The following is a 25,833-nucleotide window of genomic DNA, read 5'->3' on the forward strand; positions in this document are numbered from 1 at the left end:
TAAAGCTACAACAACAAAAAGGAGAGATGGAAAATGGTTACCATAATAATCAGCTTTCTCTTTCAAGATCGATATAGATGCATTAAAGAAAAACAGCAGAACGACTTATATGAGAAACAAAGCGCATTTTTAAGCCGCGTTCTGCACTAAAGAAGCCTGAGAAAGGGCTTCTTTTATTTCATGTTAATTTCTGTTATTTCAAAAGATTAGAATTAAGTTTTACAGATTGGGGTTTATTGTCAGGCGGTAAAGGAAAAGGTAATGAAAAAGGAGGAATTTTTCATGAATAAAAAAATCATTAGCCTAATGCTCACCGCCCTATTGGCATTGCTTCTGACAGGCTGCATGCAGGGTACACAGAATTCAATCGTCAATAGTCATGCTGAAGCCCTGCTGACTAAAAACAATGAGCTGCAGTTCCGGTTTAAAATTAATGATAAAATTCTTTCGGAAGAAGAATTATACAAGGTAAAAGTGACCATACATAATGAAAAACTGGCTGCTGCCCTGGGAACGGATGAGTTTGTTTACGGGGAGGACACTATTATTAATGGGGAATATATAGAAGTAAATAATGAAAAGGGGAACTATATTTTTATGAATCCCATTCCTCTTACTCAGGACTTGCATGTGTTCGAAATAGAAAAAATGATTGTGAATGAAGATGCAGTTTCCGTAGAAATTATAAATGAGGATGAAGTGGTAGCGAGAGCATTCTTAAACAATTTTTCATCTCAGCTTTAAAGGGTGTTTTATTTTAACCTGAGTTGGGTATTATAAATTACGCGCATAAAATTGGGGATGGACCAGGTATTGGCCTGGTCTTTTGTCGTTTTGTAAATCCTAATATTTTTATTCAAACAAAAGGAATGGTAGAATTAAAATAAAAATTCAGATATTTCAAGGGAGAGGGTACCATGGTTTCATCTGAAAATACAGTTATCGGGTTTGTAGGAACAGGGGTTATGGGCAAGAGCATGGCGGGACATCTGTTGAAAGCCGGCTATCCGTTAGTCGTGTATACAAGAACCAAAGAAAAAGCCTCTGAACTGATAGAGAAGGGGGCAGATTGGGCAGAGACTCCTGCAGCAGTTGCAAAGAAAGCAAATGTTATTATTACCATTGTTGGTTATCCCGCAGATGTAGAGGAAGTGTATCTCGGGGAAAATGGCATTATCACAAATGGCAGAGAAAATACATATGTAATTGACATGACCACTTCTACACCTACATTAGCCAAAAGGATATATGAAGAAGCACGCAAAATCGGCATATATGCAATAGATGCCCCTGTTTCAGGCGGAGATATCGGCGCAAGGGATGCAAAGCTTTCAATAATGGCAGGAGGAGACAGGGACGCATTTCTGGCTGTAGAACCGATTTTCAATCTCCTCGGAACGAATATCGTTTATCAAGGAAATGCGGGAGCCGGACAGCATACGAAAATGTGCAATCAAATTGCGATAGCATCCAATATGATCGGGGTGTGTGAAGCGGTTGTTTATGCTGAAAAAGCAGGTTTGGACCCGAAAACAGTGCTTCAAAGCATAACATCTGGAGCAGCAGGCAGCTGGTCCTTATCCAATCTGGCACCTAGAATGATTGAAGGAAACTTTGAACCGGGCTTTTATATTAAACATTTCATAAAAGACATGAATATAGCCTTAAATGAAGCAGAAGCAATGGGGATGATGACTCCGGGACTCTCGCTCGCAAAGAAAATGTATGCTGAGCTTGCTGAAAACGGAGAAGAAAACAGCGGTACACAGGCATTATATAAATATTGGGAAAAGTAATAAGCCCCATTTTATGAATAAACCCTCTTTTTTCACTTCAAACTAATAAAGAAAGTGAAAAGGGGGTTAGACAGTTGGCTAAAAGAAACAAGAAAAATGATCCTCAGCAGAAGAACAAAAAAGGTTTCGATTCTGCTGCCATTGATTCTGAATTCTCTCACGAATTTGGAAGTGCTGATACAAATAAAATTCAGAAGGATAAAGCTAAAAAAGAAAAAGCGTCAAAAAACAACGGGGAATATCAGGGGCAATAGTAGCAAAAAGGCAGGCTGGAGCTTGCCTTTTTGCTTTTTTAATGGAATATGCTAAAAAAAGCGCCATCTCTTTAAACAGGGATTTGGCGCTTAGATATTTACATTTTTATGCCTTCCAGATACTTTTCGATCCGGTTAAGCCCTTCCTTTAATGTGTCCATGGAATAGGCAAAAGATATTCGGAAATAGCCTTCTCCATATGAGGAAAATGCACTGCCCGGAACTACTGCAACTCCTGCCTCTTCAACAAGCGAAAGGGCAAATTCAAAGGAGGTGATGGAACCATCCGGTATTTTTATAAAAAAGTAAAAGGCGCCATCAGGTTTGACTACATCCAGATTCATTTGTACTAATCGCTCATAAACATAGTCACGGCGCTTGGCATATTCCCGTCTCATTGGCAGGGCGTCGTCGATCCCTGCTGTCAGTGCTTCAAGAGCCGCCATTTGGGAGACAGATGCTGCACAAGTCACATTATACTGATGAACCTTCAAGATATGCTTTGCCAGATTTTCCGGAGCGAATAACAGCCCAATGCGCCAGCCTGTCATTGAATGGGATTTGGATAAACCATTAATGACCACTGTTTGCTCCTTTAAAAGGGAAGCGATTGAGTGGTGGGTGTGATCATAGATCAGTTCGCTGTAAATTTCATCAGCAAGGATAAAGATATCTTTGCCCTTCACAAGAGCTGCAATTTGATCAAGTTCTTCCAGTGTCAGGCTGACACCTGTCGGATTCGATGGGTATGGAAGAACAATGCACCTTGTTTTTTCACTCATTTGTTTCGAGATTATATCAGCAGTAAATCTGAATTTGTTTTTCGAAATATCAGTATGTACCGGAACTGCACCGCAAAGTTTTATGATTGGCTCATATCCGGGATAAACAGGACCAGGCAGGATTACTTCCGATCCTTCGTCCAAAAGTGTCCGGAAGGCAATATCAATTGCTTCACTCGCTCCCGATGTCACAATGACTTCAGATTCAGGGTTATATGTAAGGTTATATTTTGTTTTTACAAAAGAAGCGGCAGCTTCCCGCAATCGAATATCGCCCGCATTGTGTGTGTAGGAGGTAAAATTTTCATCGATTGCCTGTTTTGCTGCTTCTTTAACATGCAGCGGCGTAGGGAAGTCAGGCTGTCCAATTGTAAGAGAAATCATATCTTTGGTGCCGGCAACCATATTGAAAAACCTTCTGATTCCGGAAATTTCTATGTCCTTCACTCTTTGGTTGATTAAATGTTCCAATGTATTCACCTCGCATCATCATACTGTTTATTCTAACACTTTGGTACAGCAGTAAACAGTAAAAAATAAAACAGGCCCTGAGTTCTATTCAGAGCCTGCAAAAAAAATAATTAGTATCCGTAATCCCAATCAACTTCATCTTCATGCCATAAAACCGGGTATACTGCACCAAAGTCGATTATTTTACTTTCTATATGACAATGACAATGTTTATCGCCGCATTGATCTTTCATTTCCTCAAACACTGAATGTTCCACATTTTCAAGAATCGTAACTTTATTTTCATCATGGTAAAGGATTACTGTACCTTTCATGCCTGATTGCACCTCTTTTTTTATTTATGTAAAACCTTGCTTTCTGCTTTACAGACTTATTTTATGCCTTGAGTAAAAGGGTGTCTACAGTGTTAGAAGAGTGTTCACAGAATAGTCAAGATGAAAACGTTTTAAAAAAATATTTGATGAAAATAAATCTGTGTAAGATTTTACAAATAGTTGAATATAATTCATTTAGAGATTAACATTAGTAGATAGTGGAAACTATATTTTTAGTTTATAAGTTTCCTGCTTAATTAATTTAAGGAGGTTTTTAAGTGGAGACATCTTTAGAGAAGCAGCCTTATGAAAGCACAAAGGAATATGGCGGATTCTGGCTCAGATTTGCGGCCTATTTAATTGATTCTATTATTGTTGGAATCCCGCTTGCCATTCTAAGCATCGTTATTTTTATGATCTTCTTTGGCACTTCTGACGCTTTTAACACGATGATAAGTGACCCATCTTATATGGAAGCAGAAATGACCGATGCAGAAGCTCTTGCATTCATGGGGTCATATTTTGGTGCACTTGGAGTAACTTTTATTGTCAATCTTGTCATCGCTGTTGCCTATTTTGCAGGCCTGCATGCATCCGCATGGCAGGGTACTGTGGGGAAAAAGCTGCTGGGATTAAAAGTGACTGACTTAAACGGTAACCGCATTTCCTTCTGGAGAGCGCTTGGGAGATATTTGACCATGGCCATCTTGTCTGGAATTTTCCTTATCGGATACATCATTGCTGCCTTTACAGAGAAAAAACAGGCACTGCACGATTTAATCGCAGGCACAGTTGTAGTAAAAAAATAACTCAAAAAGAGCTGTATGGCCTAGCTGCTATACAGCTTTTTGAGGATCAGGACTAAAAAGGATTTATTGATTGCATGCAGAATATATTTTTAGAAAGGGAGGATGAAAATGCAAAAGAAGGACATTATTACTCACTATGAATCTTTTTCAGTGTGGCTTGAGTCTTTAAAAGAGCTTGACCAGAAAACCTGGCTAAAGTCTGTTAAAGAAGGAAAATGGGCGGTTGCCGCAGTAGTTGCCCACCTGTTATTTTGGGATAGATATTCCCTTGAGAAGCGTTTCCCTTTTTTTAAAGAGGGTGCGGAGCTTGAGAGCTATCCTGACTTTCAGTATGTGAATGATGCTGCCGCAGAATATGCTCAAAAGCATGCACAACTGGAAATTATTGAAGAACTATTATCAGTCAGAGAAAAATTCCTTCATATACTTGAAGGAATGACTGAAGAAAAACTGGATACAGCATTTACAATAGGCAGCACTGCCTTAACTGTGCGTGATTATTTTGCTGATTTTATAGAACATGACATTCACCATAAAAAGCAAATTATCCAGGCTGCCGGCATCAGGGTTTAATTTGCGGTGACAGTCTCACTGTTTTTTACATGAAGGAGCTGATGGCATGGAAATAGAGAAAACGGAGCTCAAGAAGCCGGGGAAATTTAATTCCCTGCGCCTGTATATGACCCTGCCGATTGTATCATGGGCACTATATGATTTTGCGAATACCATTTTTTCATCCAATATTAATACGATATTTTTTCCTTTTTACCTGCAGGAAGTAATAGGGGAGAATGAAGTTTTAAATCAGATTGCAAGTACTTTTATATCTTATTCTAATGCATTGGCAAGCTTTTTTCTTGTCCTGTTTTCACCCTTGTTCGGAGTTATGATAGACAGGACAGGAAGAAAAAAGAAATATATAGTGATCTTTACGCTTATTACTGTCATGGCAACGATATTGATGGGTGTTTTTGCATCCAGCCAGATTAGCGGGAAAATATTTGGACTGCCTGTTTACCTTGCACTTGTTATTATTTGTTTTATAATTGCAAAGTTTTTTTTCCATTCCAGTCTGGTGTTTTACGATGCAATGATTTCAGACTTGGGAACAAAGCAGGATATTCCGCTGATATCAGGTTTTGGAGTAGCTGTCGGCTATATTGGAACCCTTGTAGGGCTGACTGTCTATTTATTTGTAGGTGATGACGGTTTTCACGAATCGTTCATACCAACTGCTATTTTATTTCTGGTGTTTTCACTGCCGCTGTTTTTCTTTGTAAAAGATAAGCCCCAACAGGCAAAAGAAAAACAAACATTTTTATCAGGCTATAAGGAAGTTTGGCAGACTTTTAAAGAAATGAAACATTATAAATCAATTTTCACTTTCATGATTGCTTATTTTTTCTTAAATGATGCAATTGCCACCACGATTGCGATGATGGCCGTTTATGCAAAAACAATTGTCGGCTTTACCACTGGCAAATTCATTTTGTTATATCTGGTTTCCACGGTGTCCAGTATAATTGGTTCTTTTGTATTTGGCTATATAACCAAGGCGAAAGGGGCAAATAAAGCGGTTAAGTATGTTGGAATCCTTCTTCTTGTTGCATTGGCAATTGCGGTTGGCGCTGTCAATGAAGCAATGTTCTGGATTGCAGGCAGCATGTTTGGGGTTGCCCTCGGTTCCATGTGGGTAACCACAAGGACGTATATTGTGGAATTAACTCCTGAGAATAAAAGAGGACAGTTTTTTGGTTTGTTTGCATTTTCAGGAAAAGTATCATCCATTATTGGTCCGCTCATTTACGGAAGCATTACACTGATCTTCGCAAGCTACGGAAACATGGCGAGCAGAATGGCTTTAGGCTCATTAATGATTTTGACTATAATCGGACTGTTCGTTCATTCAAAAATTAAAGACGACAGCATTCCTGATTAACCGTATATCTTGTATAGCATTTTAGAAGCAGGCCGCTCCAGGCTTGCTTTTTTTGTTTTAGCATTCCAGACTTCTGCTTCAGAATGGGGGCTTATGACAAAAAATATCAAATTTTAATAAGAAATTTTACCCATTCATGGTATATTAATAGAGAAAAAGAATCAAATGGCATGCGCTCTGCTATAGGAGACATAATTTGAAGCACTGATTTAGATATAGGCAGATGAAAAAGGAAGGGCGAAAAAAAGTGGATCAGAAAAAAGGCATCTTACTTGAAAGCGGAACGAATGAACTTGAAATTGTTGAATTTTCAATAGGCAGGAATAAATTCGGCATTAATGTGATTAAAGTAAAGGAAATTATAAACCCTGTACCGGTCACTCCTGTCCCTCATTCTCATAGAAATATTGAAGGAATCATTGAACTGAGGGGTGAGGTGCTTCCTGTAGTTGATGTAGCTTCTTCATTAAAAATGGCTCCATCGGAAACACCCCAGCAGGATAAGTTTATTGTTACAGAGTTTAATCAGCAGAAAATTGTTTTTCATGTTCATAATGTTTCGAAAATTCACCGTATTTCCTGGAACCAAATTGAAAAACCATCTGAAATGTACCAGGGACAGGAAAGCCAGATTATTGGAATCATTAAGCTTGGTGAAGAAATGGTCCTGCTGCTTGATTTTGAAAAAATGGTCACTGAAATTAATCCTGATTCAGGGATCAGCATCCAGAAAGTGCAAAAACTTGGAAAGCGTGAAAGATCTGATAAGAAGCTGATTATTGCAGAGGATTCTCCATTATTAAGAAAGCTTTTGAACGATACATTAAATGAAGCGGGCTTTTCCCGGATTGAATTTTTTGAGAACGGTTATGAGGCTTATGAATATCTGCATTCTTTAGCAGAATCCGGACGGAATGTCACTGATGAAGTACAGGTCATAATCACTGATATCGAAATGCCGCAAATGGACGGGCATCACCTCACAAAGAAGGTGAAAGATCACCCGATGCTTGCAGAAATCCCGGTAATTATTTTTTCTTCATTGATTACCGAAGATCTTCGCCATAAAGGACAAATGGTTGGGGCAGATGCACAGGTGAGCAAGCCTGAAATTGCAGAATTAGTGCTATTAATTGATCAGCATGCGTTATAAGGCATAACAAAAAAAGCTGGAGTCTACCTTCCAGCTTTTTGTACTTTGATAACAGTCTAGCTCCAGCGCCTACCCCCTCGAGGTCGTCGGGGGTGAACAAGCGCTTCCGCTTCTCTTGATTAAAAGTAACTTTCTCCTAATTTCTTAAATACAGGCTTTTGATAGCGCTGTTTTTTTTCATTCGGCGGGCTATTAAGCTCTTTTAGTCCAGTATATGACATTAGCAATTTTTTCGCTGCGTTAAGTGATAAGGAGGACTTAGGATTTCGGACGAAGGAATCCAGCTTGCCCAAATGGGGAAGCTCAGAAAAATCCTCTTTAGAGGGCGGGAGATGGAAAGAATAGTTCCCGCACTTTACAAGTACATCTGATTGCTGCTGGCTATTTTTGGGATTGCCGGAATAGTGCAGGCCTGCTTTTTGGGCTTTACCTTCTTTGATCAGCTTGTGCAGTGCATCGTGCTTTAATTTATACAAAAATTTAGGACTTGGTGCTGTCTTTGCATGGCGGTTAACGGTGAAGATGGCTTGAGAGAGGTTTTCAACCGTTGGCTGCAGATGGGGATATTGTTTCTTATCAGAATTCAATTTCCAATCTCCTTTCATATTTTAAAGGGGTATAAACATATTATACCCCTATTAGTCAATAAAACCAACTTAGGATAGGGCTTATATTAGAAAAGCTTATCCATCCAGCTGCTTTCCGCCTATGGACTGTAAGAATCCTGATTTTTTCCATATAACTATGAGCATGGTGAAGCCTAATAATGTCGTTGCCATACCAGCGCCAATCATAACAAAAGAGACACCCAGCTGTTTGGCAAGAAGAGCTCCGGCTGCAGGTGCTATAAGCATGGAAAAAGTCTGCAGGGACATGGCGGCAGCAGAAACTCTGCCCATCATTTGCTTCGGTGTTTCAGATTGAAGAACATAGCCGTAGGGGACAGATTCTCCCGCCCCTAAAAGGCCTAAAAAACATGCACCGATTATCCAGGCCAATTGTGGTAAATTAAGAAAACCTAAGCCTCCAAGCCCAACAGCTGCTATAAAAATGCCGCTCAATATGGCTGAAGAACTCATTAAATGAATGGGTTTCCGGTTCCACCCTGTCCATTGGCCCAGCAATAGTGAACCCGCAACACTTCCTGCTCCCACTGCACTTATCAGCAATCCAAAATTCCCCTCATTGAATCCTATCTGCTTTGCAATAAAAACAAATAACCCATCATAAAGGAAAATAATGAAAAACGCTGCAGAAGAAAGAATAATCGAGATCTTTAAAAGGGGAGTATGAAAAATATGTTTGATGCCTTCGGAGAAATCTTTCCAAAATTCACCTTTGCCTGTTTGGTCGCCAGCCATTTTTTTATCTGACTCCTCAAAGGACTTTAAGCTGGGAAGAAACAGCAGAAAAATTACAGCTATAAAGAACCCTGCTGCTTCGAACAGAAATGGACTTTTTGGTCCAAAAACAGCTATAATCCCTCCTCCTAATGCGGGCCCCGCAATTTTCATTGTGTTGACTGAAAGCTGGCTTAGAGTTACTGCTTCAGGCAGCATGATTTCAGGTACAATCATACGGATTGCACTCTGCCTTGCAGGATCATAAAGTGCTGATACGGTTCCTTTTAAAAACACAAATAATAGCAGAAGGTATAGGTTAGGAGAGTAAAATAAACCTGCTACAAAGACTATTCTTAAAAGGAGGCAAACAATCATAACTGCTTTCTTGGGCATTCTGTCCACAAACACACTTGCAAATGGGCCAATGATGACCCAGGGAAGACCGAGAACTATAATGACAGAGGCAATTGCCGTTTCATCCAGACCCCAGTGATAAGCGACAATAACCTGCAAAGCAATTAAATCCAGCCAGTTACCCAAGTCTGAAAATAACTGGGCGCCAAAAAGTGCGCGAAAGGATTTTAGCTTGAGCGGTTTAAAAATACCTGGTTTCGCTGTCAATTCCCTTCATCCCTTCCGATGGCCATCCTTCTCCTGTTCAGAAGCTTTTCAGTATTGCCATGAGGATCCTGGCCATCTGGTAAATTATCTTTTTGCAGCGCTTCGATTGATTCATCGATCCATTTTATTTCTGTTTCCAGCTTCATTTCTGCATATCGGATCGAGAGGGTGCCAAGCTTGCTGACATAGGAATAACCATTTCTCGGCCACTCCTTTACGAATTTAAGAATATCAGAAGCTTCTTCTTTTCTTTTTAATAAATGGCTGATTAACACTTCATTATCCATATCTTCATGCCAGGTTGACATTTTCATTAGCAGTTCATCTTTAATCACAGGGAAAGAAGGAGGTGTCTTCAGCCAATTTTCAAACTCCTTCCAGCCTTTAGCAGTAAGCTCATACATTTTTTTCTTTCTTCCTTCATCTTCTTGTTCGATTGCATAGATAAATCCTTCTGCCTCAAGCTTTTTTAATTTTGGGTATATGCTCCCATAGCTCATTCCCCAGTAAAGACCAGCAGCTTTGTGTTCAAATTCTGATTTAATTGTATACCCTGTGCTGGGCCAAAAGCTTAATACAGCAAGGATGGTATGTTCTATAGACAAGATTGCAACTCCTTTCAATGTATCAACACGATATATCACTTTGATATATCACTATGATATGTTATGTTAATAAAAGAATCAACAAAAAATAAAAAACTTTCGCAATTTTTCAGCGAAAGTTTTCTAAAGGGATGATCGTCTCTATCAACACCGTCCAGAGTACCCCCATTTCAAGCTTGCTAAGTGGCGGGGTGAATGACAATTTTTATTTTCTTTCCAAAAGCAAAGACTTTTTAATTCATTTTTGGTAATATAGACTTACAAACATACATTCGCATTTGGAGGTGGACACTTTGGCCGCAACAGAAAAACAATACAAAACAAATCAAATTTTGATTAAAAAAGGTCATCGTATGTTCAATTATTTTGAACAATCCAGCTCCAACGCGAAGAACTTGTTTAATACAACAAACTTTTATATTCGTCAGGTTTATACAGCGTTGAAAAGTGATAAAGAGTTACAACCTCTACAACGCGAAGTGTTGGAGAATATCCAAAAACACTTACCTAAAATGAACGATGTACAACTAGCTGCTTATCTTCGAAAAGCAGAAAAAGAAAAATCAAAACCGAAAGAGAAACGCAAAGAGTTGAAGTGCAATCTTTTCGAAGGACCAACAAAAGAGAAGCCTTTTGTTGATTACAATTTTTTTGATGCATTGTTCAAATCCATGGTTCAGAATGATTATCGTTCGTTGCCTACACAATCAGCTCAGGCAGTAATGAAGAACGTTTTTCAAAACTGGAAGTCGTTTTTTAGTAGTCTGAAAGACTACAAAAAGAATCCTAAGAAATATAAAGGAAGGCCTAGAATTCCAAATTACTCTCGGGCCAACCAAAAAGAAGTTGTCTTTAGTAATCAAGATTGCGTTGTTAAGGAGCAACGCTTCTTAAAGTTTCCTAAAACTAAGCAACGATTAAACATTGGCAAGTTAGGGCTTACCGAAGGTAAGCTGAAACAAGTCAGAGTTATCCCTCGCCACGGCCAGTACGTTGTGGAAGTGATTATGGAGACACAACGCAAGAGTGAACTTAAAGCGGACAACAATAAGTACATGTCCATCGATTTGGGAATTGATAATTTAGCAACCATTATAACAAACACAGGTCATCGACCTGTTCTGTTAAAGGGCAGAAATATCAAATCCATCAATCAATATTACAATAAGAAACGAGCTCATTTGTATGGAATTCTGCGTAAAGGCAAAGGTCCAAAAGAAGGGTCATTTTCATCAAATGCCCTCACACATCTGTACCAAAAACGCCAACGAAAAGTAAAAGATTTATTCCACAAAGCGAGCCGTAATATCGTTAACCTGGCTGTTCAAGAAGACGTTTCAACCATTGTAATTGGACTCAACAAACAATGGAAACAGGAAACGAGTATGTCCAAAAAGAACAACCAATCGTTCACCAGCATTCCGCACGGAATGTTATTAAATATGGTTGAATATAAGGCTGCGGAATACGGTATTACTGTTGAAATCTGCGAAGAGTGGTACACCTCAAAGGCGAGCTTTTTGGATAACGACGTTTTCCCTGCATACGGGGTAAAAACCAAGGAAAAACAGGTATTCTCCGGCAAACGCATCAAGCGAGGACTGTACCGTTCTTCGAACGGAACGCTACTCAATGCAGATGTGAACGGCGCTTGCAATATTTTAAGAAAAGCATTCCCAAATGTTTTCGCAAATGGGATAGAGGGGTTGGATGGTAACCAGTCCATCAACGTGTCAACTCCACTTTCGTTAATCGTTCGTTAAGTTCGACACGAAAGAAACCCCCACTTCAAATTTACATTAGTAAATTAAGTGGCGGGAGTATTCATGGTTGTATTATTACCTTTGTGCCATTTGGTACTATGCGTGACAATTGGAGGACATCCTGGTTATACATTCTTATACAGCCTTTGGAAACAGATTGGCCAATTGAGGAAGGGTTATTGGTTCCGTGGATTCCGTAGCCGTACTTTGACAGGGAAAGCCACATGACCCCATATGGACCGCCGGGGTCTGGTTCTCTGTTCACTATTACAAACTCTCCAATTGGGGTCTGCGTCAGCATTTTTCCCACCGCAATGGGATAGACTTTTTGTACGGCACCGTTAGATAAAAGTGTTAAGCTTTTTTTGCCTCTTGAAACTATGATTGTATATGGTATTGAATCTGGTTCAGGCAGTCCCGGTATTATTATTCGCTGGCCGGGATAAATCAGTCCTGGATTTACAATGGCAGGATTTGCCGCCAAAAGCTCGCTTAAAGGGCGGCGGTAATTTTGAGCAATGACTGACATTGTCTCACCGGGCTTTACTATATGGTAAATAGCAGCCACCTCTTTCTGAAAAGGGTTATCGCAGTCTAACGGGCAGTAAGACTCCCACTTCAAGACTCAGAGGAATCAAAGGAGGATAAGTGGGGGTCAAACTGCCCGTAAAGGCCCGATTGGTTCAACTAACAATCAGTGGGGGATAAGGAAAACCCCCACTGATTGAAGTTTCACTTTATTTAAATATATGCCTGAGAAAATGATCTTGTAACTTATTGCTTAAATAATGTTCTGAATGCAGCAAAAAAGGGAAAGCTGCAATGATTTGCTTTCCCTTACTTGCCGCTGTCGGATTGAAGGGTAAACACCGTCAGTTCCGGTCTGGATAAAAAGCGGAAGGGCAGACGGGTTGTCCCAAGCCCTCTGTTTACATAAAGAGTTAATGGATTTTGACTGCCAATTTCATAGAAACCTTCATAGTATCTTTCAGCATGTGGAGGTTTAACTAAGGCTCCAAAGAACGGCAGTTTTATTTGGCCGCCATGACTATGACCGCTCAACTGCAGATTTATGCTGAAGGCTGAGGCTGCATCTGCTAAATCCGGTGCATGGGACAATAAAATGTTATATGATCCACCGTCCATATTTTCGCTGGCAAGCTTTATGTCCGGCCTTCCGAGCATGGCATCGTCAATGCCTATAATCCCGATGCTGCTTCCGGAAAACTCGAGTTTGCGATTTTCATTCAGTAAAAGAATAAAGCCGGATTCTTCCATAATGGTCTTATAGATATCTGAACCATAGCCCCCGTGGTCATGATTCCCATAAATAGCAAACCTGCCGAGAGGTGCTTGAATTTTTTTCAGGAGCGGTGCTATTTGGTCTGCTTTTTGATATTTATTGGGTTCATCCATCAGGTCACCTGTAAAGAAAACAATATCTGGCTTCAGACTGTTTATCTTTTCAATCAATTCTTCCAGCTGTTTCAGGTCATAATGAAAGCCTAGATGGGTGTCGCTGAATTGGATGATTTTTTTATTATCGAACGCTTGAGGAATTGCGCTGTCAGAGATTTTGTAGTTTGTGATTTCCAGGAGCCGGGGCTCAATATCCCGTGCATAATAATAGCCGCCTGCACTAATACCAAACATAGCAGCAAAAAAGCCGAGAGCTCTTTTTAAAAAAGATCTTCTGGACACTTTTTTCGCCATTGGGCATACCAACCTATCTATATAAATTTTTCTGGAGTCTGCATGAGAAGAGAGTTATAACCTTTTCATACAGTATCTTTAATACTATCAAACTATCCTATTAAAAAGAAGAATTAACTATGCTTGTTTTTATCCTTCATTTTCCTTTAAATAAATGGCTGTTTTCGCAAGGTTTGCTGCTTTTCTGTATCTTATTTACTGAGTTGATTGGAGAGGAAGGTGCAAGATCCTCGAGGAGCTTATTCAACGTCCAGCGGGAGTAGCTGGCAGGCTGGAGCGGAAATCAACGGACAACATTGAAAGATGAAAACCAACAATATATACGAAAAGAGCCAAATTAATTTTTTTATAAATAATAGTTCGAAAATTCTCTATTTAATGGTAAAATATAAATGAATGATCATTCATTTTTTGAGAGGGGAATTAGGATGAAGAATAAAACAGTCATTGTTACCGGCGGTTCCAGCGGCATGGGGAAGTATATGGCAAAGAGGTTTGCTGAAGCCGGAGCCAATGTGGTGATAACAGGAAGAAACCCGGAACGCCTGGAGGCAGCAAAAGCTGAAATTGAGACAGCCAATGGACAAGTTTTAACCATTCAAATGGATGTCCGTGAGATTGAACATGTTAAACATATGCTTAATGAAACGCTGAGTACATTTGGGCAAGTTGATTTTCTCGTTAATAATGCTGCAGGAAATTTTATTTGCCCTGCAGAGCAGCTGAGTGCAAATGGATGGAATTCTGTTATTAATATTGTCCTGAATGGAACCTTTTATTGTTCAAGCGAAGTCGGTAAATACTGGATTGAAAAGGGGATTAAGGGAAGCATAATCAATATGGTGGCTACATATGCATGGGACGCCGGTGCGGGAGTCATACACTCGGCTGCCGCAAAAGCAGGAGTATTATCCATGACAAGAACATTGGCTGTCGAATGGGGAAGAAAATATGGTATCAGGGTAAATGCCATAGCTCCAGGTCCAATTGAAAGGACAGGGGGGGCTGACAGGCTGTGGGAGTCGGAGGAAGCTGCAAGAAGGACACTTCAAAGTGTACCGCTTGGCAGGCTTGGGAAGCCGGAGGAAATTGCAGAATTGGCCTTCTTCCTTTTCTCAGAACATGCAGGTTATATTAATGGGGAGTGCATCACAATGGATGGCGGCCAGTGGCTAAACCAGTTTCCGTTTTAATGTATATAAAAGCCGGCTGAATTGTTTTCAGCCGGCTGGCATATCTATTGATAGCTTACAGCTCTCGACTGCAAAGCCTTCCATGATGAAATAAATCGTTCTTTTGAAACCTTCACCTGTTTTTTTCCTGAAAGGGGGTCGTTTAGGAAAACAAACTGATCATCATACCCGACCAATACGACTGCATGAAGATCTAATGGAGTTTTAATGGTTTTGCCGGAGTGAGTCCAGGATTCCCAGCGGTCAGGAAGCCTATAATCTCCTGTCGTCCAGACGACAGCAGGATATCCTATGGAAACATGCATAAGAACTGCATCAAAATCCCTGCCGGTTAAATTAACGGCTCTTCCTGGCAGGTATTTATTCACCAATTCTTCAATTGGTTTATCGAAAACTGCGTATCCGGCAGTTCTCCCTGTCATATCACCCACAAATCCTTCTTCAGGATTACCCCATTTTAAAATATCACCTTTTGAGCGAATCAGCGGATCATTATCTTTTTTTACTGCATCATACAAATCCATTTTCCCGACTTTGACACCTGCATGCTGCAGAAGCATTGTCAAGCTGGTTACTTCACATCCATACTTCAATTCGGGATTTTGTCTGATTAGTGGAACATCAATAATGACAGATCGTTTTTTAACAGCCGTAGTGGTGTCCATATTTTGGGCTGTTACTTTCTGCTGGTCCTTTTCTGCGTTGACAGGTATTTTAGCAGTCAGCTCTCTTGAATCCATGCCAGTCTCTTGTACAGGACTGGCCGGTTCTGAATGTCCGCAGCCAAGCAAAGGAATAAGAAGGGATATAAATAGGAAGTTCCTCATGAAATACCCTCTTTCTTTTGATGTCCTGATATTAGCTTGTGGAGTATAACACGGCAATATGATGCAAAGCTTTTGCCAAACAAACATGTTTCATCAAGAAGTGGAAGTTATATTTTGAATAGTAAAAGTTTTAAGCGAATATGGTATAATAACTCATTAATCGCAGTTTCACTTTATTTACATAGGGAGGCTAGGACATGGATGCATTGGATATCCTTACAGATTTGGATAATGTATTTCCCTATTTCCAGCCAATATTCAGTGCAGATGAGCATCGTGTCATTGGTTATGAGGTATTAGGCCGATATAAAGGTTCTAATGGGGTTATCAGTCTGGGGCCATTCTTTCAGGATGAGAATATTCCCGAAGAATTCCGGATTGAGGTAGATTATGAAATATTAAAAAAGGCTCTAGGCAAGGCGCAGCATCTTGATAAAGATGTTCTGATTTTTATAAATAGAGATGCTGACTTGCTCATGTATAATGATGGGGAACAATTTTTAAATACCCTCCAGGAATATGAAAAAAAAGGCATAAGCCTTGACCGGATTGTATTGGAAATTACCGAAAGGAATTACAAGGGAGATATTGACCATCTGGACCATCTTTTAAATTACTACAGGACATATGGAATCAAGTTAGCAATAGATAAACTTGGAAATGAAAGCAGTCATCTCGATCGAATCGGACAATTGGCTCCTGACATTTTAAAGGTGGATCTGGAGTCCATGAAATCCAATGCATCTGCTTATAATTTTAATGATATCCTCTATTCCTTATCCATGCTTGCCAGGAAAATTGGAGCTAGCTTGCTTTTTGAAAATATTGAAATGGTTTACCAGCTTCAATATGCATGGAAAAATGGAGGCCGTTACTATCAGGGATATTATTTGCAAAAACCTGCAGAAAATTTTCCGGATAGAGATATTTTAAAGGAAAAGTTACGAAACGAATGTCACCGGTTTATTGTGCATGAAAAGAAAAAATTGGAATCGCTGTATCAGGTTACACTTGAGTTCAATGACAAGCTGATTGATTTTGTAAATAAAAATAAAAAGGTTATTGCTTATGAAGAAACCTTGGAGCAGATTGCCCTTCTTTTGGACGGGGCAGCTTTTCGCCTGTATATCTGCGATGAAGACGGATTTCAGAAATCTGCGAATTACTTCAAAAGGGATGGAGGATGGTTAACCCAAAATGAATATCTACATAAAAATTGGAGCTGGCGTCCGTATTTCCTTGAAAATATAATGAAAATGCGAATAAATAAAAAGGGCATCCTCTCTGATTTATATACCGATATTGAGACAGGTGAAACCATAAGGACTTTTTCCTTTCCTCTTAATGCCAGTGATTACTTATTTGTGGATTTATCATATGAATATTTATATGAGCATGATGGGTTACTATAAGATTAAATATTAAGTATAAACATGCTTGGTTTGAGGAAATGTAAGTGTAGAACTTTCCTCAAGGAGAGATTAACCATGAGCATGTACACATTGATCATACTACTGATCGGACTTGGGATACTTGTATATTCCTTAGTTTACACTTTGTTTATTGGAAAAGAAAGAAAGGCAGTAAAGGGCGATATCGATGCAGAACTGCCGGATAATGTTCAAAAGCATGCATATATCAGAAATCCTATTTTTTTGACATATGCCATTTGTTTTGGAATCCTTCTTGTCATGATTACTTATTTTGCACTTACATGGACTTGGTAAAGGCCCTCCACTTGGAGGGTCTTCTTTTGACGTATAGAAATGAAATTGATCAATTTACAATATTTACATCCAAATTAATTATGGGCTTTTCCATCTGCTGCGTTAATTCTTTGTCAATACGGGTAGATTCTTAACAAGAAAAGAATTTTTCTGTCAAAACACACGGGAATTTGGGGAACGAAAGCAGGTATCAGGAAATTTATTTGCTGGTAAAATTGAGGGTACAAACTAAGTGATCGATAAAGAAAGGGAGAGTGGAATGTACAAGCATATAACAGGAATTATTATCACAATTGCAGTCATGATCGCAGCGATTCCTTCTCATACTTATGCCGAGAGAGATACTAATAAAGAAGAGGTATACGAATTCCTGCAGAATGCCTTTCAAGCACAGGTTGAGCTTAGCGGGGAAGAGCGAAGCATGAATGAAGTCGATGAATTGCTTGAGCCATATTTTTCTGAAGAAGCTAAAAATCAGTTTCTGAAAGAAAACCTTGTTTCAGAAAATGGCAAATACTTTACTCTTGGAGGAGATGCAGCGGCATACTACATTCCGTTTTTCACGTATTCGGATAATACAAAAGTTGTGGAAGAAAAAGGGAAAGTTTATGTGTATGAATATTTTCCGGAAAACCATGAAGGACCTGTAGGGTATGACAGCCACTATGAGGGAATTTTGCTGACGGAGCAAGGAGGGAAGATGAAAGTCGTTAAATTCCTGGGTGAAAATATTCCCGGGAAAATAATAAAAAAAGCTGAGGGTGGGCAAAAAGCGGCAAAACAAACCTCTTTTAAAACTCCTGAAACAAATTGGCAAAATAAGCCTTCCTATCAATTCGGATTTCTGTTAAATCCATTTGATGTCATGTTTCGGTCAGGAAGCATGCTTTTATCAGATAACCAAGGTATATTAGCTTTGTTTGAACAGCAGGAGCTGAACGGACAGCTGGCAGCCAATTAAAAGAGCTTAAAAGCTTAACGGGCTTTTAAGCTCTTTTTTTATTCCATTCCCAGAACTGATCTAAGTTTTTCCAGGTCAAATCCTCTAATGACGGTATCCCCGATAACCACAGTTGGCGTAGAAAAGGAGCTAAACTGCTTTGTCAGCTCTTTATGTGCAGCGGCATCTTTTTTTATGTCTTTAATTGTATAGGCATATCCATTCTCATTCAAAAACATTTTTGTGATTTCACAGGGCGGACAATCCGGCTGTGTATATATAACAATCTCTTTCAATGTTTGTATCCTCCCTGCCTTTTGTTACTCTATCATAAAGCAGGATGATCAAACAGGCAATCAGTTTGCCTTATGCAGGTAATCAATCAATCCCATCGAGCAGACAGCTATGTCTACAGAAAGAATCTCGTATACAGGATGGTCAGATGGAATGCCATTATCATTAAGATAAGTTTTAACTTTCTCTTTGAGGATGGCTTGTGCTGCCTGTGACTGCTGATCAATTGAGCCCCCGCCAGAAAAGGCAATTTCCCCTGCGTTCATGAAAATCTTAAGCCAATCCTTTATTTGCCTGTAGACTTCTTTAGGGGTTGAACTCATGCCGTAATGGCCAAAGAAAATGAGTTCAAGGTCCATTTTTTCGTACATGTCAATGGATTCGAGCATTTTGCCTGGACTGAATTGGTTTGGTGAAGTTGAGGGCAGATACAATTCAATCCCGAGCTCTTTCAACTGCGGATAAAATACACCAGCTGTATCTCCCGTAAACATCCCATTTAAGGCAGGGTGAAAGATACTGAAGTGGTGATTGGCGTGTCCGGGCGAATTATAAAATTTTAGGGTGCAATCTGGACTTATTTCAAGCTCTTCTTCATGTTCTTTAGTGATAATCTTATCCTCTGGAACAGGCAATATTGGATTAAACAGTCCATCGAATTGATCACCATAAACTGCTTTTGCACCGGTAATTAAGCGTGAAGGGTCTGCTAGGTGCCTTGCACCTTTCGGGTGGACTATTACCTTTGCGTTTGGACAGTGAGTTAATAATAACCCTGTGCCGCCCGCATGATCAAGATGAATATGTGTCACGATGATATAATCAACTTCCTCCGGTGTAAAGTGAAGCTGGTTCAGTCCTTCCAAAATGTAGGGGATAGAGGGGCTGGCCGAGGTTTCAATCAAAGTCAGCTTTTGTTCTGTTAAGACATATGTACCGGTACGTTTTTCCATTGATAGGTCAAAATCATCAATTAAATATAGGTTTTCCGCTAATTTTTCAGGTTTTGCCAAAAAAAATCACGTCCTTTATAAAGCTTTTGCTTGTACAAACACCTGACAATATTTTATTCTGTTAATATTGGTATGTAAAGCATTCAGCTTGAATATTCTGAATTTATTTCTTAAGGATAGAAACATGCCAAAAGAGAAACCTAAATGTTAATTATGGGTTTTGTTTTGGAAAGGAGAGAGAGCATGTCACAGCTTCAAGGTATATTAACTCGCTTAAAGAGCTTACAGGAACAAGCAACAGGCGGAGAGCCAATGCAACGATTTTTTGAGGTGAATGGTGAAAGAAAATGCCAGGTAACTTTTCATCCGAAAAATGAAACATTTGAACTGGAAGTATATAACGATAAAGAAAAGCCAAAAAGATATCAATTCGACAACATTGATATGATCACAATCGAAATTTTCGATTTGATTCAATAATTCACCACATACATAAGGGGCCTTTTGGCCCCTTTTCTTATATGTGCTTTAATAATAAACCAATTGCCAGAGGTGTGAAATGTATTACCTGCTCATGATTATGCTGTTTTTTACTGTTCTGCTTTTGCTTGCAGATTTAATTAATACAAAAAGAGAAGTAATACGGATCAGGAAAACTCTTGAAGAAATGAAAGAAATTTTAAAAGACAATAAGACTTGAAAAAATAGGCATTGAGAATAATAAGCAGTATATGATCCTTTAAGTTGAGGTGAAGCAGAATGATGCCAACTGTAACATGTCCGAGCTGCAGGGCAGAAAAAGAAATTGATGCCGTACTAACTGCACAATCCAATCAAAATGTTATTTTTCACTGTCCTGACTGCGGCTATGAAGTTAAAGACATTCAAACCAGTAAAGGATAATAGGCGCAAAATGCCGGAGACTGTGATAAAATGGTTAAGAAGCATAACTAATTTTTGAGGAGTTTTCGGTGATGATCAGTCTTCATAGCGAGGAATTTTTAGAATTTAACATTAGTGATTTCATGATTCCTTCTGAACGGGTAGCACATGTGCAGGTTGGCAATAACCTGGAGCATGCCCTCTTAGTACTAACGAAAAGCGGATACACAGCTATTCCTGTACTGGACCCTCAATATAAGCTGCAGGGCTTAATTAGCACACCCATTATTATGGATTCCATTCTTGGTCTTGAGCGGATTGAGTTTGAGCAGCTGGAGAAAAAAAGGGTTGAAGAGGCTATGAACGCAAATATTCCAAGGCTTGATGTTGAATCTTCTATACAGCAATCCATCACGCTATTAGTTGACCATCCATTTGTTTGTGTTGAAAACAAGGAAGGCTACTTTGAGGGAATACTTACCCGCAGAACAGTATTGGATCAACTAAATAAACATATCAGACGATTAAATAAACAATAAAAATCAGCTCCCCGCAGTGGGAGCTTGCTTTATTTTCAATTGAGTATTCGAGTATTCAGGCGGGTTTATAGCCGTTATTTTCGGGTTTATTCATGGAGGGGAAACACTTGAGTCAAACTTTACATAAAAAAATGCCTCAAGGAAAGAGGAAAGTGACCAAAAAGCCTTTTGTGCTGGCTTCAGTAATGCTTGCTATGTTTATGGGGGCCATTGAGGCAACCATAGTGTCAACTGCGATGCCTGCCATTGTTGGGGATTTAGGCGGATTTGCTTTATATAGCTGGGTATTTTCAGCATATCTGTTAATGAATGCTGTGACTGTTTTGATTTACGGCAAGCTTTCAGACTTATTTGGACGGAAACCCGTTTTAACGTTCGGGATTATCATCTTCTTAATTGGTTCCATCTTATGCGGTTTTGCGCAATCGATGACTGCACTGATCATTTTCAGGTTAATCCAGGGCTTTGGTGCCGGAGCCGTAATGCCGATTGCAACAACCATTGTCGGGGATATTTATACTAAAGAGGAAAGGGCACAGGTGCAGGGTTATTTATCAAGCGTATGGGGAATTTCAGCTATCATGGGCCCGGCAATAGGCGGACTGCTGGTTGAATTCGTCAGCTGGCGATATGTTTTTTGGGTAAACATTCCGCTTGGCATCATGGCTATTGCAGGCTTGTGGCTTTTCCTCCATGAGAATGTGGAAAGGAAAAAACACCAGATCGATTATGCAGGAGCTGTGCTATTAACTGTTTCCATTTCATCTCTCATGTTTGTGCTTGTGGAGGGAGGTACTAATTGGGCATGGAATTCCATTGAAGCCATCAGCCTTTTAGCGGTCAGTTTAATTGCCTTTATTTTATTTATCCTGCAGGAACAAAAAGCTGTAGAGCCAATGATGCCTTTTAATATATGGAAGGAGAAGCCAATATTAATCGCTAATTTGGCTTCCTTAACAACCGGTGTCATGCTTATAGGGATTTCCAGTTTTCTGCCTGCATTTGTACAGGGTGTCATGGAAAGATCTCCGATAGTAGCCGGCTTTACACTTACCACGATGTCGATTGGATGGCCGATTGCTTCTGCAGCGGCAGGCAAGCTGCTTTTAAAAATTGGTTTTAGAAGTACATCTGTCATAGGCGGAGTGTTTTTGATAGCGGGGAGTATTATGTTTGTTACCCTCACTCCTGAAGCGGGACCCGTATGGGCTGCAGCGGGGAGCTTTCTGGTGGGGGCAGGCATGGGCTTGACCACTACAGCTTTTATTGTATCCATTCAGAGTACAGTGGAGTGGAATCAAAGGGGCATTGCCACTGCTGCCAATATGTTTATGAGAAATCTGGGCAACACCATTGGAGCAGCCTTGCTGGGCGGAATTTTGAACAGTCAGATCAAATCATATATACAGAAGAATGGTGAAGGCATAGACGCCAGCTTATCGTTAGATTCAGCAAATGTATTATTAAATGAAGATGCCAGAAACAGCATGGATGCGGGAATAAAGGAAATTCTGCAAAATGGCCTTACCGTTTCGCTTCATTCGGTTTATTATGCAGTGCTGTTATTTGCAGTGATAAGCTTCTTATTGGTCATTGCACTGCCGAAGCATGAAAAGGAAATCGCCGATTAAGCGCCTGTAAATCTCTGCATTTATCGTGCAGAGATTTTTTATGTTACACTTCTGGAACTTTATCTACCAAACCATTATCGATGATAAAGAAATTCAAAAGTAATTAAGATATACTATAAGAAAAAGTTATGAAGGGAAGATGTTTATGTCTTCACTTACAGAATTTCATCTTTTATCGGTACTGGCACAGGAAATGAATATGAGAAAAGCGGCTGAGCGTTTATTTGTATCGCAGCCGGCGCTTTCACAGCGTCTTGTGAATATTGAAAAGGAATGGGGCAACAAGCTATTCCTCCGCTCCCAAAAGGGATTGTCTCTGACACCGGCTGGAGAAATTGTTATTCAATTTGTAAATGAAGTTCTGGCCAAAGAAGAAAAAGTGAGGGAGTCAATTACTGCCCTTAATTCGGAGGTTCATGGAACTTTAAAAATTGCAGTTGCTTCAATTGTCGGACAGAATTGGCTGCCGCAGGTTCTTAAAAAGTTTGTCAGCCGCTATCCCCAGGCAAAAATATCTCTGATTACCGGCTGGAGCAGTGAAATATTAAAATCTCTTTATGATGATCAGGTTCATATTGGAATTATCAGAGGGACTCCGGATTGGAAGGGGATTAAAATCCCTTTATTTAAGGACAGTCTTTATCTGGTTGATACAGAAATTACAAGGCCGGAGCAGGTTCTTGAAACAGATCGGCCATTTATTCAGTTTAAGAGTGATTCAAACTATTATCAGGAAATTCAGGACTGGTGGCTGCGGCAGTTCAAAACTTCTCCAAAAAGAACAATAGTAGTTGACCAAATTGAAACATGCAAGCAAATGACTTTCAATGGAATAGGGTACGCCATTCTCCCGGCCATTACGCTGAATGGTGCAGAGAAAAATATTTTTAAGATCCCGCTGCTTGACGAGAATAATTTGCCGATTAAGCGTGATACGTGGCTTCTGGGATACGAATCGGCCTTTCAGCTCAAGCAGGTGCAGGCATTTGTTGAGTTGATAAAGGAGCACATTGAAGAAGAAAGACAGTGAAACCCCATTTTTTCTTCCGTCATTTTTTTTTCTTGTTTTCAGCGCTTTTGTTTGTTAAAGTAATTCTAGTTGCAATGTTATACATAGAGGAGGATTTTTATTATGAAAATGATGGATGCCAATGAGATTATTTCTTTTATCCAGAACAGCACAAAATCCACACCTGTAAAGGTTTATATTAAAGGTGATTTAGAGGGAATCGACTTCGGAGCTTCAGCTAAGTCCTTTGTAAATGGCAGCACCGGGGTAGTGTTTGGTGAATGGTCTGAAATTAGCCAGGCTATTGAAGCAAACCAGTCAAAAATTGAAGATTATGTAATTGAGAATGACCGCAGAAACTCTGCGATTCCATTGCTTGATATGAAAAATATTAAAGCGCGCATTGAGCCGGGTGCCATTATCCGTGACCAAGTAGAAATCGGGGATAACGCTGTAATCATGATGGGTGCCTCCATAAATATCGGATCCGTGATCGGTGAAGGCACAATGATCGATATGAATGTTGTACTTGGCGGAAGAGCTACAGTCGGCAAGAATTGCCATATTGGAGCAGGAACTGTATTAGCAGGCGTTATTGAGCCTCCTTCAGCAAAACCTGTTGTTGTAGAAGATGATGTAGTAATCGGAGCCAATGCAGTGGTTCTCGAAGGTGTAACTGTTGGCAAGGGTGCTGTAGTTGCTGCGGGTGCCATTGTCATTGATGATGTACCCCCATATACAGTGGTGGCAGGCACACCAGCTCGTGTGATTAAAGAGATTGATGAAAAGACTAAGTCTAAGACTGAAATTAAGCAGGAACTTCGCCAATTATAATAGTTTAAAAAGCGTGGATCTCGATCCGCGCTTTTTCTAAAGGGATAATTCATGATTGCTATTGTGTGAAGGAATATATAGGGGCATTTTTAAAAAGGGGGAAAATAGTTTGGTCACAAACAATCCATTCGTTTCATTACGGCGGGAGCTGCATAAAATACCGGAGTTAGGGTTCCGTGAATTTAAAACACAGCAGTTTCTATTAGATTACCTGTATTCTCTCCCTCAGGACAATTTGGAAATAAAAACTTGGAAAACGGGTATTTTTGTGAAAATCAGCGGCAGGAACCCATCCAGGATGATTGGGTATCGTGCTGATATAGACGGCCTTCCGATTGTAGAGGAGACAGGTCTGCCGTTCAAATCCGAGCATAGTGAACAAATGCATGCCTGCGGGCATGATTTTCATATGTCTATTGCACTTGGCCTAATAACAAAATTCATAGAAGAACGCATTAACGATGATTTATTGTTTATATTTCAGCCAGCTGAAGAAGGGCCTGGCGGAGCAGAACCTATGCTTAAATCTGAAATAATGAAGCAATGGAAACCGGATATGATATTGGCCCTCCATATTGCTCCGGAATATCCTGTCGGAACCATCGCATTGAGGGAAGGCTTGCTTTTTGCAAATACGTCGGAGCTATTTATTGATTTAAAAGGAAAAGGGGGACATGCAGCATATCCGCATAATACCAATGATATGGTCGTGGCAGCATGTGCCCTGGTCAGCCAGCTTCAGTCCATCATTTCGAGGAACGTTGACCCCCTTGACAGCGCAGTCGTTACAATTGGAAAAATAACAGGTGGCACTGTTCAAAACATCATAGCTGAAAAAGCAAGGCTTGAAGGTACCATTCGCACTCTGTCTCCAGAATCAATGAAGAAGGTGAAAAGCAGAATTCAGGCACTTGTTAAAGGTATTGAAGTTGGGTTTGAATGTGAAGCATCAATTAACTACGGAAGCATGTATCATCAGGTTTACAATGAGGAAACCTTAGCAAGGGAATTCATGGATTTTGCACGCACCAATACAGACATAAAAGTGGTTGAATGCCGTGAAGCCATGACAGGTGAGGACTTCGGCTATATGCTTGAAGAAATTCCTGGCTTCATGTTTTGGCTTGGCGTCGACTCAGAATATGGACTTCATCATGCCAGACTGAATCCGAATGAAAATGCAATCGAAACTGCAATTGAATTGATTGCAGCATATTTAAAATATAAAGGCTAAAGCATATATAACTATAATAAAGCTGATTTCATAAACCCTTTTAGGATTTGCGAAATCAGCTTTTTTGCTTTCTCTTTATCGCAGTCTAACGGGCAGTAAGACCCCCATTACAAGATTCAGAGGAGCCAAAGGGGGATAAGTGGGGGTCAAACTGCCCGTAAAGGCCGAAAAGCGAACAAAGACTAAGAACGCCACGTCCTCCCAAAA

Annotated in this window: 30 protein-coding genes; 20 read left to right on the top strand and 10 right to left on the bottom strand. The window is 39.9% G+C overall.

The window, feature by feature from the left end:
- The first annotated feature begins 282 nt into the window (after positions 1 to 282).
- The 3 genes from NAF01_RS08105 to NAF01_RS08115 all read left to right on the top strand — a co-directional run bounded on the left by NAF01_RS08105 (position 283) and on the right by NAF01_RS08115 (position 2,050).
- The gene (locus tag NAF01_RS08105; protein WP_250802107.1) at positions 283 to 744 is read left to right on the top strand and encodes a hypothetical protein; all 462 of its coding nucleotides are present in this window, start codon (positions 283 to 285) and stop codon (positions 742 to 744) included.
- A 173-nt stretch (positions 745 to 917) separates the two neighbouring features.
- The gene (locus tag NAF01_RS08110; RefSeq protein ID WP_250802108.1) at positions 918 to 1,796 is read left to right on the top strand and encodes an NAD(P)-dependent oxidoreductase; all 879 of its coding nucleotides are present in this window, start codon (positions 918 to 920) and stop codon (positions 1,794 to 1,796) included.
- Positions 1,797 to 1,870: 74 nt separating this feature from the next.
- A complete protein-coding gene (locus NAF01_RS08115; RefSeq protein WP_048010668.1) occupies positions 1,871 to 2,050 on the top strand; it encodes a hypothetical protein in 180 nt (59 codons plus the stop codon).
- Between the two features lie 98 nt (positions 2,051 to 2,148).
- Here NAF01_RS08115 and NAF01_RS08120 read toward each other — a convergent pair whose 3' ends face one another.
- Both NAF01_RS08120 and NAF01_RS08125 read right to left on the bottom strand, forming a co-directional pair.
- On the bottom strand, positions 2,149 to 3,303 hold the full coding sequence (locus NAF01_RS08120) for an aminotransferase A (RefSeq protein ID WP_250802109.1): 1,155 nt from the start codon (positions 3,301 to 3,303) through the stop codon (positions 2,149 to 2,151).
- 110 nt (positions 3,304 to 3,413) lie between these two features.
- Complete coding sequence (locus tag NAF01_RS08125) at positions 3,414 to 3,617, bottom strand: hypothetical protein (RefSeq protein ID WP_250802110.1); 204 nt, start codon at positions 3,615 to 3,617, stop codon at positions 3,414 to 3,416.
- A 278-nt stretch (positions 3,618 to 3,895) separates the two neighbouring features.
- Between NAF01_RS08125 and NAF01_RS08130 the strand changes: the two genes are divergently transcribed.
- The 4 genes from NAF01_RS08130 to NAF01_RS08145 all read left to right on the top strand — a co-directional run bounded on the left by NAF01_RS08130 (position 3,896) and on the right by NAF01_RS08145 (position 7,518).
- On the top strand, positions 3,896 to 4,426 hold the full coding sequence (locus NAF01_RS08130) for an RDD family protein (RefSeq protein ID WP_250802111.1): 531 nt from the start codon (positions 3,896 to 3,898) through the stop codon (positions 4,424 to 4,426).
- 108 nt (positions 4,427 to 4,534) lie between these two features.
- Complete coding sequence (locus NAF01_RS08135; RefSeq protein WP_250802112.1) at positions 4,535 to 4,999, top strand: DinB family protein; 465 nt, start codon at positions 4,535 to 4,537, stop codon at positions 4,997 to 4,999.
- A 46-nt stretch (positions 5,000 to 5,045) separates the two neighbouring features.
- Positions 5,046 to 6,365: an MFS transporter gene (locus NAF01_RS08140; protein WP_250802113.1), complete on the top strand. Its 1,320-nt coding sequence runs from the start codon at positions 5,046 to 5,048 to the stop codon at positions 6,363 to 6,365.
- A 247-nt stretch (positions 6,366 to 6,612) separates the two neighbouring features.
- Positions 6,613 to 7,518: a chemotaxis protein gene (locus tag NAF01_RS08145; RefSeq protein WP_284709501.1), complete on the top strand. Its 906-nt coding sequence runs from the start codon at positions 6,613 to 6,615 to the stop codon at positions 7,516 to 7,518.
- Positions 7,519 to 7,637: 119 nt separating this feature from the next.
- On the opposite strand, the gene NAF01_RS08150 is transcribed toward NAF01_RS08145, so the two are convergent.
- From NAF01_RS08150 to NAF01_RS08160, 3 genes are all read right to left on the bottom strand, one after another.
- The gene (locus NAF01_RS08150) at positions 7,638 to 8,123 is read right to left on the bottom strand and encodes a YkyB family protein (protein ID WP_172581916.1); all 486 of its coding nucleotides are present in this window, start codon (positions 8,121 to 8,123) and stop codon (positions 7,638 to 7,640) included.
- Between the two features lie 78 nt (positions 8,124 to 8,201).
- Positions 8,202 to 9,482, bottom strand: coding sequence for an MFS transporter (locus NAF01_RS08155; RefSeq protein ID WP_250802115.1), 1,281 nt, complete (start codon positions 9,480 to 9,482; stop codon positions 8,202 to 8,204).
- On the bottom strand, positions 9,479 to 10,087 hold the full coding sequence (locus tag NAF01_RS08160) for a PadR family transcriptional regulator (protein ID WP_163142976.1): 609 nt from the start codon (positions 10,085 to 10,087) through the stop codon (positions 9,479 to 9,481). Before NAF01_RS08160 ends, NAF01_RS08155 begins: the two co-directional genes overlap by 4 nt.
- Before the next feature lie 353 nt (positions 10,088 to 10,440).
- Here NAF01_RS08160 and NAF01_RS08165 point away from each other — a divergent pair, with 353 nt between their 5' ends.
- Entirely contained in the window at positions 10,441 to 11,850 is a 1,410-nt protein-coding gene (locus tag NAF01_RS08165) for an RNA-guided endonuclease InsQ/TnpB family protein (RefSeq protein ID WP_250802436.1), read from the top strand.
- Between the two features lie 61 nt (positions 11,851 to 11,911).
- On the opposite strand, the gene NAF01_RS08170 is transcribed toward NAF01_RS08165, so the two are convergent.
- On the bottom strand, positions 11,912 to 12,409 hold the full coding sequence (locus tag NAF01_RS08170; RefSeq protein ID WP_226620045.1) for a L,D-transpeptidase family protein: 498 nt from the start codon (positions 12,407 to 12,409) through the stop codon (positions 11,912 to 11,914).
- 278 nt (positions 12,410 to 12,687) lie between these two features.
- Positions 12,688 to 13,563, bottom strand: a complete 876-nt coding sequence (locus NAF01_RS08175) for a metallophosphoesterase (protein WP_250802117.1) — start codon at positions 13,561 to 13,563, stop codon at positions 12,688 to 12,690.
- Between the two features lie 428 nt (positions 13,564 to 13,991).
- Here NAF01_RS08175 and fadH point away from each other — a divergent pair, with 428 nt between their 5' ends.
- Complete coding sequence (fadH, locus tag NAF01_RS08180; protein WP_163142979.1) at positions 13,992 to 14,756, top strand: 2,4-dienoyl-CoA reductase; 765 nt, start codon at positions 13,992 to 13,994, stop codon at positions 14,754 to 14,756.
- Between the two features lie 44 nt (positions 14,757 to 14,800).
- Here the strand turns inward: fadH and NAF01_RS08185 are convergent, their stop codons facing one another.
- Positions 14,801 to 15,583, bottom strand: a complete 783-nt coding sequence (locus tag NAF01_RS08185) for a C39 family peptidase (protein WP_250802118.1) — start codon at positions 15,581 to 15,583, stop codon at positions 14,801 to 14,803.
- Positions 15,584 to 15,780: 197 nt separating this feature from the next.
- Here NAF01_RS08185 and NAF01_RS08190 point away from each other — a divergent pair, with 197 nt between their 5' ends.
- The 3 genes from NAF01_RS08190 to NAF01_RS08200 all read left to right on the top strand — a co-directional run bounded on the left by NAF01_RS08190 (position 15,781) and on the right by NAF01_RS08200 (position 18,271).
- Positions 15,781 to 16,995, top strand: a complete 1,215-nt coding sequence (locus tag NAF01_RS08190) for an EAL domain-containing protein (RefSeq protein ID WP_048010655.1) — start codon at positions 15,781 to 15,783, stop codon at positions 16,993 to 16,995.
- Between the two features lie 75 nt (positions 16,996 to 17,070).
- Positions 17,071 to 17,310, top strand: coding sequence for a hypothetical protein (locus NAF01_RS08195; protein WP_048010654.1), 240 nt, complete (start codon positions 17,071 to 17,073; stop codon positions 17,308 to 17,310).
- A gap of 259 nt (positions 17,311 to 17,569) precedes the next feature.
- Positions 17,570 to 18,271: a DUF3993 domain-containing protein gene (locus NAF01_RS08200; protein WP_197214763.1), complete on the top strand. Its 702-nt coding sequence runs from the start codon at positions 17,570 to 17,572 to the stop codon at positions 18,269 to 18,271.
- A gap of 38 nt (positions 18,272 to 18,309) precedes the next feature.
- Here NAF01_RS08200 and NAF01_RS08205 read toward each other — a convergent pair whose 3' ends face one another.
- Positions 18,310 to 18,546 carry a glutaredoxin family protein gene (locus NAF01_RS08205; protein WP_048010652.1) on the bottom strand — a complete coding sequence of 79 codons (237 nt, stop codon included), beginning with the start codon at positions 18,544 to 18,546 and terminating at the stop codon, positions 18,310 to 18,312.
- Positions 18,547 to 18,606: 60 nt separating this feature from the next.
- Complete coding sequence (locus tag NAF01_RS08210; protein ID WP_250802119.1) at positions 18,607 to 19,557, bottom strand: MBL fold metallo-hydrolase; 951 nt, start codon at positions 19,555 to 19,557, stop codon at positions 18,607 to 18,609.
- Between the two features lie 183 nt (positions 19,558 to 19,740).
- On the opposite strand from NAF01_RS08210, the gene NAF01_RS08215 reads away from it, so the two are divergent.
- The 8 genes from NAF01_RS08215 (at position 19,741) to NAF01_RS08250 (ending at position 25,626) form a co-directional block, all read left to right on the top strand.
- Positions 19,741 to 19,977, top strand: coding sequence for a YkuJ family protein (locus NAF01_RS08215; protein ID WP_035328567.1), 237 nt, complete (start codon positions 19,741 to 19,743; stop codon positions 19,975 to 19,977).
- 79 nt (positions 19,978 to 20,056) lie between these two features.
- Positions 20,057 to 20,197: a hypothetical protein gene (locus NAF01_RS08220; RefSeq protein WP_197207492.1), complete on the top strand. Its 141-nt coding sequence runs from the start codon at positions 20,057 to 20,059 to the stop codon at positions 20,195 to 20,197.
- A gap of 59 nt (positions 20,198 to 20,256) precedes the next feature.
- On the top strand, positions 20,257 to 20,400 hold the full coding sequence (locus NAF01_RS08225) for a hypothetical protein (protein WP_175609180.1): 144 nt from the start codon (positions 20,257 to 20,259) through the stop codon (positions 20,398 to 20,400).
- A gap of 71 nt (positions 20,401 to 20,471) precedes the next feature.
- Complete coding sequence (cbpB, locus tag NAF01_RS08230; protein ID WP_250802120.1) at positions 20,472 to 20,918, top strand: cyclic-di-AMP-binding protein CbpB; 447 nt, start codon at positions 20,472 to 20,474, stop codon at positions 20,916 to 20,918.
- A 131-nt stretch (positions 20,919 to 21,049) separates the two neighbouring features.
- Positions 21,050 to 22,549, top strand: coding sequence for an MDR family MFS transporter (locus NAF01_RS08235; RefSeq protein ID WP_250802437.1), 1,500 nt, complete (start codon positions 21,050 to 21,052; stop codon positions 22,547 to 22,549).
- A 145-nt stretch (positions 22,550 to 22,694) separates the two neighbouring features.
- The gene (locus NAF01_RS08240) at positions 22,695 to 23,579 is read left to right on the top strand and encodes a transcriptional regulator CcpC (protein WP_048010649.1); all 885 of its coding nucleotides are present in this window, start codon (positions 22,695 to 22,697) and stop codon (positions 23,577 to 23,579) included.
- 102 nt (positions 23,580 to 23,681) lie between these two features.
- Complete coding sequence (dapD, locus tag NAF01_RS08245; protein ID WP_048010648.1) at positions 23,682 to 24,392, top strand: 2,3,4,5-tetrahydropyridine-2,6-dicarboxylate N-acetyltransferase; 711 nt, start codon at positions 23,682 to 23,684, stop codon at positions 24,390 to 24,392.
- Positions 24,393 to 24,501: 109 nt separating this feature from the next.
- The gene (locus tag NAF01_RS08250; RefSeq protein ID WP_250802121.1) at positions 24,502 to 25,626 is read left to right on the top strand and encodes an N-acetyldiaminopimelate deacetylase; all 1,125 of its coding nucleotides are present in this window, start codon (positions 24,502 to 24,504) and stop codon (positions 25,624 to 25,626) included.
- Positions 25,627 to 25,833: the final 207 nt, after the last annotated feature.

The sequence above is a fragment of the Cytobacillus firmus genome (assembly GCF_023657595.1).
Lineage (GTDB): Bacteria > Bacillota > Bacilli > Bacillales > Cytobacillaceae > Cytobacillus > Cytobacillus firmus_B.

Coding starts and splice junctions, on each gene's coding strand:
- NAF01_RS08105 (WP_250802107.1), top strand. CDS start 283: ATGAATAAAAAAATCATTAGCCTAATGCTCACCGCCCTATTGGCATTG.
- NAF01_RS08110 (WP_250802108.1), top strand. CDS start 918: ATGGTTTCATCTGAAAATACAGTTATCGGGTTTGTAGGAACAGGGGTT.
- NAF01_RS08125 (WP_250802110.1), bottom strand. CDS start 3,617: ATGAAAGGTACAGTAATCCTTTACCATGATGAAAATAAAGTTACGATT.
- NAF01_RS08135 (WP_250802112.1), top strand. CDS start 4,535: ATGCAAAAGAAGGACATTATTACTCACTATGAATCTTTTTCAGTGTGG.
- NAF01_RS08140 (WP_250802113.1), top strand. CDS start 5,046: ATGGAAATAGAGAAAACGGAGCTCAAGAAGCCGGGGAAATTTAATTCC.
- NAF01_RS08150 (WP_172581916.1), bottom strand. CDS start 8,123: ATGAAAGGAGATTGGAAATTGAATTCTGATAAGAAACAATATCCCCAT.
- NAF01_RS08165 (WP_250802436.1), top strand. CDS start 10,441: ATGTTCAATTATTTTGAACAATCCAGCTCCAACGCGAAGAACTTGTTT.
- NAF01_RS08175 (WP_250802117.1), bottom strand. CDS start 13,563: ATGGCGAAAAAAGTGTCCAGAAGATCTTTTTTAAAAAGAGCTCTCGGC.
- fadH (WP_163142979.1), top strand. CDS start 13,992: ATGAAGAATAAAACAGTCATTGTTACCGGCGGTTCCAGCGGCATGGGG.
- NAF01_RS08185 (WP_250802118.1), bottom strand. CDS start 15,583: ATGAGGAACTTCCTATTTATATCCCTTCTTATTCCTTTGCTTGGCTGC.
- NAF01_RS08190 (WP_048010655.1), top strand. CDS start 15,781: ATGGATGCATTGGATATCCTTACAGATTTGGATAATGTATTTCCCTAT.
- NAF01_RS08195 (WP_048010654.1), top strand. CDS start 17,071: ATGAGCATGTACACATTGATCATACTACTGATCGGACTTGGGATACTT.
- NAF01_RS08200 (WP_197214763.1), top strand. CDS start 17,570: ATGTACAAGCATATAACAGGAATTATTATCACAATTGCAGTCATGATC.
- NAF01_RS08215 (WP_035328567.1), top strand. CDS start 19,741: ATGTCACAGCTTCAAGGTATATTAACTCGCTTAAAGAGCTTACAGGAA.
- NAF01_RS08220 (WP_197207492.1), top strand. CDS start 20,057: ATGTATTACCTGCTCATGATTATGCTGTTTTTTACTGTTCTGCTTTTG.
- NAF01_RS08225 (WP_175609180.1), top strand. CDS start 20,257: ATGATGCCAACTGTAACATGTCCGAGCTGCAGGGCAGAAAAAGAAATT.
- cbpB (WP_250802120.1), top strand. CDS start 20,472: ATGATCAGTCTTCATAGCGAGGAATTTTTAGAATTTAACATTAGTGAT.
- NAF01_RS08235 (WP_250802437.1), top strand. CDS start 21,050: ATGCCTCAAGGAAAGAGGAAAGTGACCAAAAAGCCTTTTGTGCTGGCT.
- NAF01_RS08240 (WP_048010649.1), top strand. CDS start 22,695: ATGTCTTCACTTACAGAATTTCATCTTTTATCGGTACTGGCACAGGAA.
- dapD (WP_048010648.1), top strand. CDS start 23,682: ATGAAAATGATGGATGCCAATGAGATTATTTCTTTTATCCAGAACAGC.